Annotated in this window: 12 protein-coding genes; 8 read left to right on the top strand and 4 right to left on the bottom strand. The window is 66.3% G+C overall.

What is annotated here, in order from left to right:
- Window positions 1–312: 312 nt before the first annotated feature.
- A complete protein-coding gene (locus AC3A6P_RS06580) occupies window positions 313–549 on the top strand; it encodes a hypothetical protein (protein WP_487689847.1) in 237 nt (78 codons plus the stop codon).
- Between the two features lie 272 nt (window positions 550–821).
- Window positions 822–1,886: a coiled-coil domain-containing protein gene (locus tag AC3A6P_RS06585; RefSeq protein WP_487690589.1), complete on the top strand. Its 1,065-nt coding sequence runs from the start codon at window positions 822–824 to the stop codon at window positions 1,884–1,886.
- A 21-nt stretch (window positions 1,887–1,907) separates the two neighbouring features.
- Here AC3A6P_RS06585 and AC3A6P_RS06590 read toward each other — a convergent pair whose 3' ends face one another.
- From AC3A6P_RS06590 to AC3A6P_RS06605, 4 genes are all read right to left on the bottom strand, one after another.
- Window positions 1,908–2,669 (bottom strand): DUF1906 domain-containing protein, encoded by a 762-nt coding sequence (locus AC3A6P_RS06590; protein WP_487690591.1) that lies wholly within the window; start codon window positions 2,667–2,669, stop codon window positions 1,908–1,910.
- A gap of 101 nt (window positions 2,670–2,770) precedes the next feature.
- On the bottom strand, window positions 2,771–3,547 hold the full coding sequence (locus tag AC3A6P_RS06595; protein WP_487689850.1) for a fumarylacetoacetate hydrolase family protein: 777 nt from the start codon (window positions 3,545–3,547) through the stop codon (window positions 2,771–2,773).
- A complete protein-coding gene (gene acnA, locus AC3A6P_RS06600) occupies window positions 3,547–6,198 on the bottom strand; it encodes an aconitate hydratase AcnA (protein ID WP_487689852.1) in 2,652 nt (883 codons plus the stop codon). The genes AC3A6P_RS06595 and acnA overlap by 1 nt, the downstream gene beginning before the upstream one ends.
- Window positions 6,199–6,410: 212 nt before the next feature.
- Entirely contained in the window at window positions 6,411–7,331 is a 921-nt protein-coding gene (locus AC3A6P_RS06605) for an FCD domain-containing protein (RefSeq protein ID WP_487689854.1), read from the bottom strand.
- Between the two features lie 284 nt (window positions 7,332–7,615).
- On the opposite strand from AC3A6P_RS06605, the gene AC3A6P_RS06610 reads away from it, so the two are divergent.
- Genes AC3A6P_RS06610 through AC3A6P_RS06635 form a run of 6 tightly spaced genes read left to right on the top strand, consistent with a single transcriptional unit; the run spans window position 7,616 to window position 14,612 of the window.
- Window positions 7,616–8,776 carry an ABC transporter substrate-binding protein gene (locus tag AC3A6P_RS06610; RefSeq protein WP_487689856.1) on the top strand — a complete coding sequence of 387 codons (1,161 nt, stop codon included), beginning with the start codon at window positions 7,616–7,618 and terminating at the stop codon, window positions 8,774–8,776.
- A 19-nt stretch (window positions 8,777–8,795) separates the two neighbouring features.
- On the top strand, window positions 8,796–10,568 hold the full coding sequence (locus AC3A6P_RS06615; RefSeq protein ID WP_487689859.1) for an ABC transporter permease: 1,773 nt from the start codon (window positions 8,796–8,798) through the stop codon (window positions 10,566–10,568).
- Window positions 10,561–11,661, top strand: coding sequence for an ABC transporter ATP-binding protein (locus AC3A6P_RS06620; protein WP_487689862.1), 1,101 nt, complete (start codon window positions 10,561–10,563; stop codon window positions 11,659–11,661). The genes AC3A6P_RS06615 and AC3A6P_RS06620 overlap by 8 nt, the downstream gene beginning before the upstream one ends.
- Complete coding sequence (locus AC3A6P_RS06625) at window positions 11,658–13,067, top strand: NAD-dependent succinate-semialdehyde dehydrogenase (protein WP_487689864.1); 1,410 nt, start codon at window positions 11,658–11,660, stop codon at window positions 13,065–13,067. Before AC3A6P_RS06620 ends, AC3A6P_RS06625 begins: the two co-directional genes overlap by 4 nt.
- Window positions 13,068–13,081: 14 nt before the next feature.
- Window positions 13,082–13,507 carry a cupin domain-containing protein gene (locus AC3A6P_RS06630; RefSeq protein WP_487689867.1) on the top strand — a complete coding sequence of 142 codons (426 nt, stop codon included), beginning with the start codon at window positions 13,082–13,084 and terminating at the stop codon, window positions 13,505–13,507.
- Window positions 13,508–13,532: 25 nt separating this feature from the next.
- Window positions 13,533–14,612 (top strand): isocitrate/isopropylmalate dehydrogenase family protein, encoded by a 1,080-nt coding sequence (locus AC3A6P_RS06635; RefSeq protein ID WP_487689869.1) that lies wholly within the window; start codon window positions 13,533–13,535, stop codon window positions 14,610–14,612.

Consider the following 14,612-nt stretch of genomic DNA (forward strand, 5'->3'; position numbering starts at 1 on the left):
CGACGTAGATCTCCGACCCGGCGATGGGGATCAACAAACCGAGCCCGTACCACGTCGTCGGCAGCAAAGAGGAACTCTTCATCCGTGCGCTGGAGCGGTACGTGCGCTCGTACCACGAGCATTTGGATGCAGTGCTGGCGTATCCCATCGTCTACGAGGTGCTCGAGTCGTATCTGCGCTCGACCGTGAAGGCCGTCCGTGCAGGGAACGAGCCGGGGTGTCTGTCCATCCATGGCGGGCTTGCCTGCGGGCCGAGCAACGCGCGCATACCGCAAACTGCTTGCCGATTATCGCCATGGCATCGGAGACGCTGTGGCGAACGCACTGGCCAAGACAGTGGATGCATCCCGGTCGGTGGAAGGCATCGACACCGCGGCCTTGGCGGGCTACGCCGTGACGATTGGGCAGGGGCTTGCCGTGGATGCCGCGGGGGGAGTGCCGCAAGCGAGGCTGGACGCCGTGGTCGACGTGGCGCTGGCGGGGCCCGGGAGCTTCCTTGCCCCTCGAAGTATTGCGGAGCGGGCCGACCGCGAGCCCGAAGCGAGGTAGCAGCCGCTGCCGCAGAGGCGCGCTGGCCTGATGGCTGACTCGCGTAACCTTTCGGCTAGGCCACGGGTCACATTGGCGCCCTGGATAGTCGCGAGTCGGCGGCAAAGTCGGTGGGGTGCGGACGCTGCCGGCGTCTGCTTCGGCCACTACCGCACCAGACGGGTCAGGGCCAGACATGGAGTGGACATCGTCGGTGTCAGTTCGTAGCCTTGCCCGGGACATCAACAGCCGGGCCAGGGTCGGTCCTCAAACGAAGGATCGTGACAATCCGCGTGACCGGGGTGCGCCACTTCCTTGAGCGAACGTTGTGCGTTTTGGCGACCGCAGTGTTGGTGGTCGCCGTGGCGATGGGCGACGTCAAGGCGGATCCCGCGGCCGACGCACTGTCCAAGCTCAACGAGTTGTCCCAGCAGGCGTTGGAGAGCCGGGAGGCCGTCACAGCCGCTCAGGGCGATGCCGACGCCAAACTGGCTGAGCAGGAGGCGGCCGCGGACCGCCACCGCGCCGACCTGGCTGCCCTGGACGTCGCCAACTCACAGCTGGAGCCCTATCAGGCCGCTGTCGACCGGGTGGCGGCGATGAACTACACGAGTGGGCGCGACGGTCAGTTCGCCGCCGTGCTGACCGCAGCCTCGCCGCAACAGTTGATCGATCAGCTATCGCTGCAGCGGGCGGTAGCCGCTGAGGCCGCCGCGCAGTTGGAGGGCTTTCGATCAGCACATGCGCGCGCGGCCGCTGCCGCCCGGGCGTCGGAGAAATCGGCCGCCGACGCCCGCGCCGCTGCCGAGCGGGCCGCCGGGGTGCGCGCCGAACTGCAAGCCAAGCTGAATGAACTACTGCGTCAGATCGCCGCCGCGGAGGCGCAGTACGCGGCGTTGACACCGCAGCAGCAAGCGCTGATCGACAATGCACCTCCGCCGCCAATCGCCGCCAGACCCGGCGTGCCGCCCGGCGACGTCGCCCCACCGCTCGCGGAGAACCCGGAGGCCTTGCCTGTCGGCGTCGCGTCAGAGGCGGGATTGCAGCCCAACACCGTCCTCGCCGCCCGAGCCGTCAGCGCACGGTTTCCCCAGATCTCCGCCATCGATGGGGTCCGGCCGGACTCGAAACCGTGGCATCCCAGCGGCCTGGCGATCGACATCATGATTCCCAACCCCGAAAGCCCCGAGGGCATCGCGCTCGGAAACGAGATCCTTGCTTTCGCGATGAGCAATGCCGCCCGGTTCGGGCTGCAGGATGTGATCTGGCGGGGCACCTATTACACGCCGGCCGGTCCGCAAGCATCGGGTTACGGCCACTTCGATCACGTGCACATCACCACGACGCCGCGCCGCTGAGCAGCTCAGCGCGGTTCGCAGTCAGGGATGGAAATTCCACTGGCCGCAATCCTGGGCCAGCACATCATTGACGTCGACTTCGATCCCACCGACCACCGGCCCCGGATTCGACGCAGTGGCAACGATGCGCTGGTAGAGGACTGCGGCGGGGTATATCTGATCACCGGACCAGGACCGGGTCTGCCAGGCCCACACGTGGCCGGGCGAACGCGATCTGCCGATGACACCGTCGGCCGCCGCCCACTGGCACGCCTTGATGCCCCCGTAGATCCCGGTGCGCTGCACTCCGAGCACCGAATTGATTCCGCGGAACCATTGCAACGCAACGTTGTTCCATGTCTCGCGGTCGATGTCGTCGTCGACGCTGAAGAAGATCGGTGCACTCCGGCCGCCACCGGCGGCGGTGTGCAGTTGCCAAGCGGTGTTGGCGTCGACGACGCCGCCGGGGTACCCGCGGGTGAAGTCCGACGGCGCCGTCCCGCCCGGTTTGCCGTATTGGTAGTTGCTGACAATCACCAAACCGGCGGCGGTCAGCGACTGCGCGTAGGGCAGGGTGATCGGCTTGGCGCCGAAGGACGAGCCCGGTCGCGAGGTGGAGACGTAGTTGATCACCCCGACGTGCCCGGCTGCTCGGATGTCCTGTGCCGGGATCTGGCGCATCGCGTAATCGATCAGCGTGGGAGCGGCGGCCGCCGCTGGCGGCGTGCGGGCACCCGTTGCCGCACCGAGCCCGGCCAGCGCCGACACTGCGGTGGCGCAGCGCAGGGCGTCACGTCGGGAGATCGACACGAAGCGATGTTAACAATGTGGCAGATGTGATCGAAGTGACTCACCAGCCACCATCGGTTCGATGCCGTACCGTTACCCGCCGGAGTCCCGACCAGTCACGGGCGATCGCCGGCAGCGACGTGGTTGGTCAGCGTGCCGATGCCCTCGATCTCGATGTCGATCTGGTCGCCGGGGTGCAGCGGTTCGGTGCCGCCCGGCGACCCGGTGAGAATGAGGTCACCTGGGTGCAATGTGGCGAAACCGCTGAGGTATTCGATGAGGAACGGGATGTCGTAGGTCATCTGCGCGGTGGTCCCGTCCTGGCGCAGGACACCGTTGACCGTGCAGCGCAACCGAAGTGTCGACGTGGGGGACAAGTCGGTCTCGATCCAGGGGCCGACGGGGCAGAACGTGTCGAACCCTTTCGCGCGGGTCGGATGAGGATCGCTGCGTTGCAGATCGCGGGCGCTGACATCGTTGGCGCAGGTGTACCCGAGGATGTGCTCGGCGGCATCGGCCGCGCTGACGAATCGCGCGGTCTTGCCGATGATCACGGCGAGTTCGGCTTCGTGTTCCACGTGGGTGCTCACGCTGCGGGGCGGAAGCACGACGCTGGCGCCAGGCCCGATGATCGTCGACGGGCCCTTCATGAACACCGACGGAGAACCGTCGTGCCGGTAGCCCATCTCCGAGCGGTGGTCGGCGTAGTTGCGGCCCAGGCAGTAGATCTTCGACGGCGTGACCGGCGGCAGGAACTCGACGGCCTTGGTGTCGAGTTCGACTCCGGTGGCGACGGCCCCGTCGTAGGGCGCGCGGTCGAGGAGCGTTACGGTGTTGTCCTGCAACGTCGCCCACCATGGTGCGCCCGCGTGGTGCACCCGGACGTATCTCATCAGGTCTCCTGAGTGGCGGCGCCGAGGACCTTGCGAATGACGTAGGGAAGCGTCCCGCCGTGGCGCAGGTACTCGATTTCGTTGTCGGTGTCGATGCGTAGTTGCAGCGGTATGGTGCGGCGGCCGTCGATGTCGAGTGTCACCGCCGTCGTCCCCACCTGCAGCCGGTCCAGGCCGTGGATTCGCAGCGTCTCCGAACCGTCCAGCTCAGGAGCCTGCTGACCGGGAGTGAACTGCAGCGGGAAGATGCCCATCCCGATGAGGTTGCTGCGGTGGATCCGTTCGAAGCCGCCAGCGATCACCGCTCGAACCCCGAGCAGCGCAGGGGCTTTCGCTGCCCAGTCGCGGCTGGAGCCGGCGCCGTAGTTGTTGCCCGCCACGATGACGACCGGTGTTCCGGCCGTCAGATAGGTCTTGGCCGCGTCGTACACGGGCAGGATCTCGGTACGGTCTTCGGTGTACGCCCACGCTCCGCTACCCCCGGTGCCGGCGGGCAGCAGCCGGTTGTGCACTGCTGCGTTGGTGTAGGCGCCGCGCACCATCACCTCGTAGTTGCTTCTCCGCGTGGAGTATTGGTTGAAGTCGCCCGGTGCGGTGCCCGCCGCACGCAGGTAGTCGGCCGCAGCACTGACACGGGGAATGGCTCCGGCGGGGGAGATGTGGTCGGTGGTGACGTCATCGCCGAGCTGAAGCAGCGCCCGGGTCTCCAGCACCGGGGGGATGGGCGCGGGGTCCGGGGTGATCGCGTCCAGGTAACTCGGCCGGCGAATGTAGGTGCTGGCGGGGTCCCAGTGATAGCGCAACTGGTCCTGCCCGGTGAGCTCCCGCCACGCCTCGGTGCCATGGCGGATGGCTGCAGTGTTGCGCGCGAACGCTTCTGGGTCCAGCGATCGAGTGATCAGCTCGGCGATCTCGGTGTCGCCGGGCCAGATGTCGCGCAGATACACCGGCTGGCCCCCGCCGTCGAATCCCAGCGGGTCGCGGGCGAAATCGTGCAGCACCGTGCCGGCTAGTGCATAGGCCACCACCAGCGGTGGGGAGGCCAGGTATCCGTGCTGCAGCCGGGGATGGACCCGGCCGGGGAAGTTGCGGTTGCCCGAGAGTACCGCCACGGGGGTGACGCCCACGTCCAGCAGTTCCTCCATGCGGGGCAACAACGGACCGGAGTTGCCGATGCACGTCATGCAGCCGTAGCCGACGGTGTTGAACCCCAGCTTCTCCAGCGCGTCCAGGAGCCCTGCTTCGGTCAGGTATTCGGTGACCACCCGCGAACCCGGGGACAGGGTGCCCTTCACCCAGGGTTTGGCGCGAAGACCGCGCGATATCGCGTTGCGCGCCATCACTCCCGCGGCAAGCATCAGCGCGGGGTTGGCGGTGTTGGTGCAACTGGTGATCGCCGCGACGGCCACCGGACCCGGCGGCACCGGCTCTCCGAAAACGGGATCGGCGATGTCAGAGATCTCCGCGGAAGTGTCGACGGCCGACCGGAAGGAGTCGGGCACGGCGGCGAGGGTGACGCGCTCATGCGGCATCCGGGGACCGGCCAGGGTGGTTTCCACGGTGTCCAGGTCGAGAGCCAGGTGCTCGTCGTACTCCGGTTCGGGTGAATCAGGCTCGCAGAACAGGTGATTGGCGCTCAGGTAGCGGCGTACCAGTTCGCAGTGCTCGGCGGTGCGGCCCGTCGCGGCCAGGAAGGTCAGCGTCTCCTCGTCGGAGGGAAACAGGGCGACGGTGGCGCCGTACTCGGGTGCCATGTTCGACACGGCGGCGCGTTCGGCCCATGTCAGGGCCTGCACCCCCGGTCCGTAGAACTCGACGAACTTGTCGATGACTCCGTGTGCGCGCAGCATCTGGGTGAGCGTCAGCGCCAGATCGGTGCCGGTGACCCCCGCGGAGAGTCGGCCCGTCAAGCGCACCCCGACCACGTTGGGGTAGCCGATGGTGACCGGTTCTCCCAGCATGGCGGCCTGGCCCTGCAGGCCGCCCACGCCCCAGCCGACGATCCCGATCGAGTTGATCATCGGGGTGTGACTGTCGGTGGCCACCATGGTGTCCGGGTGCAGGGTCGGGATCTCGGTGCTGTCGTCGATCCAGACGGCAGTGGCCAGCGATTCCATGTTGACCTGGTGGATGATGCCGGTGCCCGGGGGAATCACACCGAAGTGGTCGAGGGTGTTCTGCGCCCACTTGATGAAGCGGTACCGCTCTTCGTTGCGGCGGAAGTCGATGGCGAGGTTCAGCTCCACGGCGTCGTTGCTGCCGTGGTGTTCGGCGATCACCGAGTGGTCCACGGTCAGGTCCACCGGAATCGCGGGCTGCAGCGCTGCGGGGTCGCCGCCCAGTTCGGCCACCGCGTCCCGCATCCCGGCGAAGTCGGCCAGGGCAGGCAGACACGTGGTGTCGTGCAACATGATTCGGTTCGGTTGCAGGGGAACTTCGCACGCCCGGGTGCGGTCGCGGAGCCGTTCGAGCATCGCGGGGAGCGAGGCGGGTGACCGTCGCGCCACATTCTCCAGCAGCACCCGGATGGCATAGGGCGTGCTGGTCAACTCGGCAGGATCGAGGACCCGGTTCAAGGGGACGTAGCGATACCGCTGGCCACCGAGAACCAATTCCGCGATACCGGGGTGTAGTGCGGCGACCGAGCTCATGCAGCCCAGTTTGTACTAATAGGCGTAAAAGTACAACCACTCACTTGTGTGGCCGAGGTGTGAGTGTGGACTGAAGTCACGCGGATGGCGGCGGACCGTGGCGGAAGACCACACTCGCGCTCAGTGCTGGTGGGGAATCCCGGTCTTGAGTTCGAGTGTGGACTTAAGTCACGCGGATGGCGGCGGACCGTGGAGCAAGTCCACACTCGCGCTCAGTGCTGGTGGGGGATCCCGGTCTTGAGTTCGCGAACCACGTCGAGGTGGGTGTACATGAACTCGGCGGCCTTGTCCTGATCGCCGGCTTCGAGCAGGTCCAGCAGCTGTAGGTGTTCCCGCGCCTGGTTGACCAGGCGGCTGCGGTCGGCCTGGTGGTTGTACTCGATCATTCGGCGCATCCGATTGACGCGCTTGACCGCATCGGCCAGGTAGGCGTTGCCCGAGCATTCCGCCACCATCTCGTGAAAGCTCGCGTTGTAGCGGAAGAGTTCACTGCGGGACAGCAGCACGATATTGCCGTGCAGCAGCGACTCCTGTTGTCGGCGATGCAGGGCGAACGCCTCGGGGTCCACCCTGAAACTCGGTTCTCGGATCCCGGCCGGTTCGATGATCAGCCGGAACCGGTAGCTCTGGTCGTGGGCCTCGGTGGTCGACAGGGTTCGGACGAACTCCCAGCCGCGCCCGGCACGGCGCCGGATCAGATCTTCTGACTCCATGCGGGCCAGCACCAGATTGGCCTGGCGGGTGGTCAGCCCGTAGCGCTGACACAGCTCCGTGGTGGTGAAGTCTTCGGTGAACCGGCCGCCGAGATGGTCATCGATGATGCGGAAGTAGAGCTGCTCATCGCTGTCGCCGTCACCCGACAGATTGACGTTGGCCAGATCGGCCGCCGACATGGCCAGATGGAATCCCCGGCGGGGCGTGCGTTCGACCAGCCCGATGTCGGTCAGAAAGGTCAGCGCGCGGCGCGCGGGGGTACGGGAAATGTCCAGCGCGTCGGCCACCCACTGCTCGGTGAGGTGGGCGCCCTGCTCCAGCTCCTGGCGGCGGATCAGGTCGATCACCCGCATCGCCAGCGCGGTGGGGGACACGCGGGTCGACAGCAGACCGCCGGATGAATGTGCCGGTTGGGCCACGCCACCTCCCTGTTCGACGGCCGGAGTGATCTGTTTGCGCTGATCGTACAAGCGCGCGGAGCCCAGCCGCGGCACGTCGGATCCGGGCCCCACGTCGCATCTTGACGGATGCTGTGACGTGAGCCATATTGTACTGATTCGCAAAACAGTACAGAGGCTGCTCCAACCGATGTTTTGGTCAACAGGTTGACAGGGCGACCAATTTTGGCGCAGACTTCACTCACACCCGGATTCGTGAGCCAGTTCACAGCGATGTGAGCCAGAGCAGGGAGGCAGTTTCAATCGTGTCCATCAACCTCAGAGCGCGTCGCCAGCGTTCGCGGACCGGCCGGATCACCGCGCTGGTCGCGGCCGCCGCAACCGCGTGCCTGGTGACGTCGTGCGGCGTGGCAGCGGACTACTCCGACGTCCAACCGGAGCTGCCGGACTACTACCCCGCCGGCTACTCCGAACTGGTCGAGGCCTCCAAACAGGAGGGCGGCTCTCTGACCATCTACTCCAACACCGACCAGCAGAGCTGGGCGCCGATCATCGACGCGTTCCAGGAGAAGTTCCCGTGGGTGGGCAGTATCAACGCCACCAACCTCGACTCCGATGAGGTGTTCCAGCGGGTGCTTTCCGAGCAGGCCACCGGACAGGATTCCGCCGACATCGTGGTGAGCAACGCCGCCGACGCCTGGGCCGACTTCGCAGACCGCCCAGGCACATTGGTGCCCTATGTGTCACCGGAGCTGAGCTCGCTGCCGGACTTCGCGCAGCCGATGCCCAACGTGTACTCGCTGTCGGTGGACCCGATCTCGCTGGTCTACAACTCCGCGCTGATCTCCGAAGAAGATGCGCCGACGAGCATCGCGGACCTCGCCAGCAAGATCGAGGCCGACCCCGACGAGTTCAACGGCATGATCGCGGTGCGAAACCCGTCCGGCGCCTTCGGTTTCACCGTCACCCGTGCGTTCGTCGAGAACGATCCCGAGGCGGCGTGGGCGGACTTCGCGAAGATCCTGCCCTACGCCAAGAACGAGACCTCGACCGGCGGCATGGTCGAAAAGGTCACCTCCGGCGAGTACTCTTTCGGATTCTTCATGGGCTCACCGGCGTTGACCGCCGAGAAGCGCACCGCCGGCCTGATCAAGGTGGTGTTTCCCACCGACGGCACCCCGCTGCTGCGGCGCGGCATCGGTATCGCCGCGGGCGCCCCGCACGAGGCGACGTCCAAGCTGTTCCTCGACTTCGTGCTCTCGGAGGAAGGGCAGACCGCCGTGTCCCGGGGCGGACTCACGTCCTACCGCGAGGGCGTTGAGCGTGCCGAGGACGGCGTGGCGACGTATTACGACGTGCTCGAGTCCGCAGGCGCGGACCGGATGATCTTCGTTCCCTACACCAAGGCCAGTGACGAGGAGATCGACGATTTCTCCGCCCGCTGGGACTCCCTGCAAGCCGGCTGAGCCGAGATAGCGACTTACCATGACACTCACCACATCTCGGGACACCGGGTTCGTCCGTCCCACCCCAGGAGAGCTCGGTAGCCCACGCTACCGGCGGTTCCGGAACATCGGCCGCGACAATTTCATCCAGTATGCGGTGCTGATCATCCTCGCGGTGTTCGTGCTGGCGCCGGTGATCCCGACGGTCTACCAGTCGGTGGTGGACCGCCCGCTCTACGAGGTCGGCGGCCTGCTTACCCTCGAGAACTACGTGCGGCTGTTCACCGAAGCCGACTTCGGCACGGTAATTTTGGACACCATCCTGTTCGCCGGCCTGACGGTGATCCTGGCGCAGCTTTTCGCCGTGCCGATGGCCATCGTGGTAACCAGGACCAAGCTACCGTTGGGCCGTCTGGTCGGCGGTTCGATGCGCTGGCCGTTCTATATCTCGTCGTTGCTGCTCGGTTTCGGCTGGATCATGCTCTACGGCCCGGCCGGCTTCGCAAGCGTGCAGATGCGCGAGCTGCTCGGCTTCGTCCCGTGGAACCTGTACTCGATTCCCGGTATGGCGCTCACCGAGGCAGTTGCCTTGGCGCCCATCGCCTTCACGTTCTGCGTCGGGGCGCTCAACCAGTCCGACAACTCGCTGGAGTCCGCCGCCCGGGTCTGCGGTGCCGGACCGCTGCGCATCCTGTGGTCGGTGGTGGTGCCGATGCTGCGCCCGCCGATCGTCTACAGCTCCGTGCTGATCGTCAGCATGTCCATCGAAACCCTCTCGGTCCCACTGCTCTACGGTCAGCCCGCCGACATCACCGTGTTCTCCACCTTCCTCTACACCAACGGTCTGCAGTCCATCGATCCGGACTACGGCGTACTCGGCGCGGCCTCGGTGTTGATCCTGCTCGTCACGGTGCTGCTGGTGGCGGTGCAGTCCAAGCTGCTGAAGAACTCGCAGCGGTTCGTCTCGGTGCGCGGTAAAGCCACCCGGCCACGGACGTTCGACCTGGGCTGGATCAAGTGGGTCGCGTTCGTGTTCATCTCGGTCTACCTGTTCTTCGGGGCCCTGCTGCCCATCGCGGTGCTGATCTTCCGGTCGTTCACGCTGGTGCTCACCCCGCTGAAGTCGCCGTTCTCCACGCTGACGTTCGACAACTACAAGCCGATCTTCAGCTACACCTCCTACTACATGTCGATCGTCAACAGTGTGGTCATCGCCCTGGTGGGCGCGGTGGTCATCAGCCTCCTGGGCACCCTGGCGGTACTGGTTGCCCGGCGCTCGAAGATGAAGGCGGGCAAGCTCGTCGAGTACTTTGCCCTGGCTCCGCAGGCCATGCCCGGCCTGATCGTCGGTATCGGCTTCTTCTGGGCCCTGGCGTACTCACCCGGCTGGCTCTCGGGCCTGCTGAGCGGCACCATCTGGATCCTCGTCATCGCCTTCGGTTTGCGTGCGCTGCCCACGGCCTACGGCAACATCTCCCCGCTGCTCATGCAGATCGGCGAGGAACTGGACAACGCCGCCCGGGTCAGCGGGGCCGACTGGTTCCGCACCTTCACCCGGGTGCTCGGCAAGCTGATCCTGCCGGCCTTCGCCGGCGCCCTGATCCTCGTGTTCGTCACGATGATCAAGGAGTATTCACCGGCCGTCTTCCTGGCGAATTCGCAGACCAGCGTGATCGGAACGACGGCACTTCAACTCTGGGCGGAAGGCAACGCGGGGTCCGTCGCGGCTCTGGCCACCATCCAGATCGCCATCACCCTCGTGTTCGTCGCCATTGCCACCCGCCTCCTGAAAGGTCACACCTCCAATGCCTGATCTGCGCGTGAAGAACGTCAACAAGACGTTCAACGGAAACAAAGTCCTGCAGGACATCAACTTCGAGGTCCACGACGGGGAGTTCTTCACCCTGCTCGGACCAAGCGGTTGTGGAAAATCCACCACCTTGGCCTGCATCGCCGGCCTGGAGTCCCCGGACGAGGGCAGCATCGAACTGGATGACACGGTGTTCTTCAGCTCCAAGAACAACACGTTCGTCGCGCCGGAGGGCCGCAATCTGGGCATGGTGTTCCAGTCGTACGCTCTGTGGCCGCACATGACCATCGCCGACAACCTGGCTCTGCCACTGAAATTGCGCAAGGTCACCAAGGAGCGCCGCAACGAGCTCATCGACGATGCGCTGGAGAAGGTGGACCTGCTGCATCTGCGCAACCGGTACCCGCACGAGATGTCCGGCGGCCAGCAGCAGCGTGTCGCGCTGGCCCGGGCGCTGGTCTACTCGCCGCGGCTGCTGCTGCTCGACGAGCCGCTGTCCAACCTCGATGCCAAACTGCGTGAGCAGGCCCGCGCCTGGCTCAAGGCGTTGCAGTCCGAGGTCGGCATCACCACCATCTACGTCACTCACGACCAGGAGGAAGCCCTGGCCATGAGTGACCGGATCGCAGTGATGGCCAAGGGCCGGATGGTCCAGATCGCCACGCCCACAGAGATCTACGAGCAGCCCGCCGCCCAGGAGGTGGCCGCGTTCGTCGGCAACTGCAACTTCCTCGACGCACACGTCATCGAGGTCAGCCCGGGCGACGCCAAGGTGAAACTCGATGCCACCGGGCAGTTGGTCCACGCCACCGGGCGGATGGACGTGCGCTCCGGTGACGCCGTGACCGTCGCTGTGCGCCCGGAACGGGTCAACATCGCCGCCGCCGGCCATATCCCGGGTGACGGCCTCAACGTGGTGCGCGCCAACGTCAACAGCGTGCAGTACGTCGGGTCCAAATACGAGTACCTGCTCTCGGTGGGCGAATCGACCATCGCCGCCGATTGCCTCAAGCCTGGACACCAGGGTGAGGTGGACCTGCTCATCGATCCCGAGAACATCTTCCTGTACCCCCAGAAGCAGTTGGCACCGGCATGATCGAAACCGTCAACCCGGCCACCGGGGCGCCGCTGTCCAGCTACCCGGTGATGTCGGATACCGACATCGACACCGCGCTCGATACTGCCGCGGCAGCTCAAGTCGCGTGGGCAGCTGAAGATTTCAAAGCCCGAGGTGAGGTGCTGCGCGCGGCGGCGACGGTGCTGCGCGAGCGTGCCGACGAGCTGGCGTTGCTGGTCACCCGCGAGATGGGCAAACCATTGGTGGAGTCGGTCGCCGAGGTGCACAAGTGCGCCACCGGGTTGGAGTTCTACGCCGACAACGCCGCGACCTTCCTGGCCGACGAGGTGTACGAGACCTCCGCCGACCGGTCCTGGGTGTCCTACGAACCGGTGGGCGTGGTGCTGGCGGTGATGCCGTGGAACTTCCCGCTGTGGCAGGTGTTCCGCTTCGCCGCACCGGCTCTGATGGCCGGTAACGCCGCGCTGCTCAAACACTCCCCGAACACCACCGGTGCCGCACTGGCCTGCCAGGAGATCCTGATTGCCGCCGGGCTACCGGAGGGCCTGTTCACCGCCCTGCTGGTCGCCGAAGCCGACGTGCCCGCCACCACGGAGCGGCTGATCGCCGATCCGCGGGTGGGTGCGGTCACCATCACCGGCAGTGAAAGGGCGGGCAGCGCAGTCGGTTCCATCGCCGGACGTGAGATCAAGAAGTCGGTGCTCGAACTCGGTGGATCCGATCCGTTTGTGGTGCTCGCCGACGCCGACCTGGAGAAAGTGGCCCACCTGGCCGTGAAGGGCCGGTTCCTCAACGCCGGGCAAAGCTGCATCTCCCCGAAACGGTTCATCGTCGAACAGGCCGTCGCCGCGGAGTTCACCCGCCTGGTGGTCGAGAAGACCGAGAGCCTGGTGCTCGGTGATCCCGAGGCGCCGGGCACCGATGTGGGACCGATGGCCCGGCGCGATCTACGCGACGGTGTGGCGGCGCAGGTCGAGGCGGCGCTCGACGCGGGCGCCGAATTGCTCTGCGGTGGTGGGCCGGTCGAGGACAGCAACGGGTTCTATTACCGGCCAACGGTTCTCGCCGGGGTGCGGCCGGGCATGTCGGTGTATGCCCAGGAGGTGTTCGGACCGGTGGCGACCATCATCGCGGTCGCCGACGCCGACGAGGCCGTCACGGTGGCCAACGACACCCCGTTCGGGCTCGGCGCCAGCGTGTGGAGCCGCGATGTCGATGCGGCCATCGAGGTGGGGCGGCGGATCATGTCCGGGGCGTGTTTCATCAACTCCATCGTGGCCTCCGATGCGCGAATGCCGTTCGGCGGAACCAAACGCAGCGGATACGGTCGTGAACTCGCGGCACCGGGTATCCGGGAGTTCGTCAACGTCCGCACCTGGTGGGCGTGCAACGCCCCAGCTGCCCAGGCGCCGGCCTCTGAGTGAAAGAAGGACAGTTCATGACCGACGCTTCCGTACGTACCGCCGCCATCCTGCGGCCCTCCGAGATCACCCCGCGCCAGCGCGTAGGCGGTGCCCGCACCCTGCCCATGGTGACCCAGAGCGTGGGCGCCAGGGATTTCCTCAACGGCATCACCATGTTCCCGCCCGGCGCGGCCATCCCGGAACACTTCCACAACTGCGACGAGTCGGTGCTGATCCTGCGGGGCAGCGCCGTGGCCCACATCGACGGGGAGCTGTACCCGGTCGGCACCGGCGACACCTCGTTCATCCCCGCGGGCATCCCGCACTTCTTCCAGAACGACTCGGACACCGAGGAATTGCACATCTTCTGGACATATGCCTCCATCGACGCCGACCGCACCATCGTCGCGACCGGCGTCACCACACGTATCGACGAAGAACACGGAACCAACGTCGGCTGACGCCGACCGACACGAGGAGATCGACATGACCGACAAGACACTGCGCCTGGGCCTGCTCGAGGGTGACGGCATCGGCCCGGAGATCGTGCCCGCCTCTGTCGAGGTGATCGACGCGGCGCTGGCCGCCGCTGGTGCGCCGCGGGCGGAATGGGTGACCCTGCCCTTGGGCCGCAGCGCCATCGACACCCACAACAGCCACACCCCGGCCGAGACGCTCGATGCGCTGGCCAAGATGGACGCCTGGCTGCTGGGCCCGCATGACAGCGCCGCCTACCCCGAGCCGTTCAAGTCGCAGCTCAACCCCAGCGGCACCATCCGCAAGCACTTCGGCCTGTTCGCCAACATCCGGCCGGCGAAGTCCTTCGAGGGCGCCAAGGCCGTGGTGCCCGGTACCGATCTGGTGATCGTGCGCGAGAACACCCAGGGCTTCTACGCCGACCGCAACACCTTCGCCGGCACCGGCGAGTTCATGCCCGACGAGAACACCGCGATCGCGATGGGCATCATCACCCGCTCCGCGGTGGAGAACATCGCCAAGGTGGCCTTCGATCTGGCGCAAGCGCGCCGGCACAAACTGACCATCGTGCACAAGGCCAACGTGCTGCGCCTGACCACCGGCCTGTTCCGCGACGTGTGCCGCGAGATCGCCGTGGACTACCCCGACGTCGAGGTCGACGACTACCACATCGATGCCATGACAGTGCATCTGGTGCGCCGCGCCAACGAGTTCGACGTGATCGTCACCGAGAACATGTTCGGCGACATCCTGTCCGACCTCGCCGGTGAACTGGCCGGATCACTGGGTCTGGCGCCGTCGATCAACGCGTCGCTGGACCAGGCGATGGCCCAGGCCGCGCACGGTTCGGCACCGGACATCGCCGGGCGCAACATCGCCAACCCGGTCGCGATGATCCTGTCGTCGGGAATGCTGTTGCAGTGGTTGGGCGCCCGGCACAACGACGCCACGCTGCTCAAAGCCGCCGAACTGGTCGAAGGTGGCGTCGAAGCCACCATCAAGGCCGGCACCATGACCCCCGACATGGGCGGTGACACCGGCACCAAGGAGTTCGGAGCCGCCGTCGCACGCACCATCGGCGAACGCTGA

It is taken from the genome of Mycobacterium sp. Soil_C_30, assembly GCF_057656995.1.

Excerpts from the sequence above, each read along its gene's own strand:
- AC3A6P_RS06625 (WP_487689864.1), top strand. The coding sequence starts at position 11,658 with ATGATCGAAACCGTCAACCCGGCCACCGGGGCGCCGCTGTCCAGCTAC.
- AC3A6P_RS06630 (WP_487689867.1), top strand. The coding sequence starts at position 13,082 with ATGACCGACGCTTCCGTACGTACCGCCGCCATCCTGCGGCCCTCCGAG.
- AC3A6P_RS06620 (WP_487689862.1), top strand. The coding sequence starts at position 10,561 with ATGCCTGATCTGCGCGTGAAGAACGTCAACAAGACGTTCAACGGAAAC.
- AC3A6P_RS06615 (WP_487689859.1), top strand. The coding sequence starts at position 8,796 with ATGACACTCACCACATCTCGGGACACCGGGTTCGTCCGTCCCACCCCA.
- AC3A6P_RS06595 (WP_487689850.1), bottom strand. The coding sequence starts at position 3,547 with ATGAGATACGTCCGGGTGCACCACGCGGGCGCACCATGGTGGGCGACG.
- acnA (WP_487689852.1), bottom strand. The coding sequence starts at position 6,198 with ATGAGCTCGGTCGCCGCACTACACCCCGGTATCGCGGAATTGGTTCTC.
- AC3A6P_RS06635 (WP_487689869.1), top strand. The coding sequence starts at position 13,533 with ATGACCGACAAGACACTGCGCCTGGGCCTGCTCGAGGGTGACGGCATC.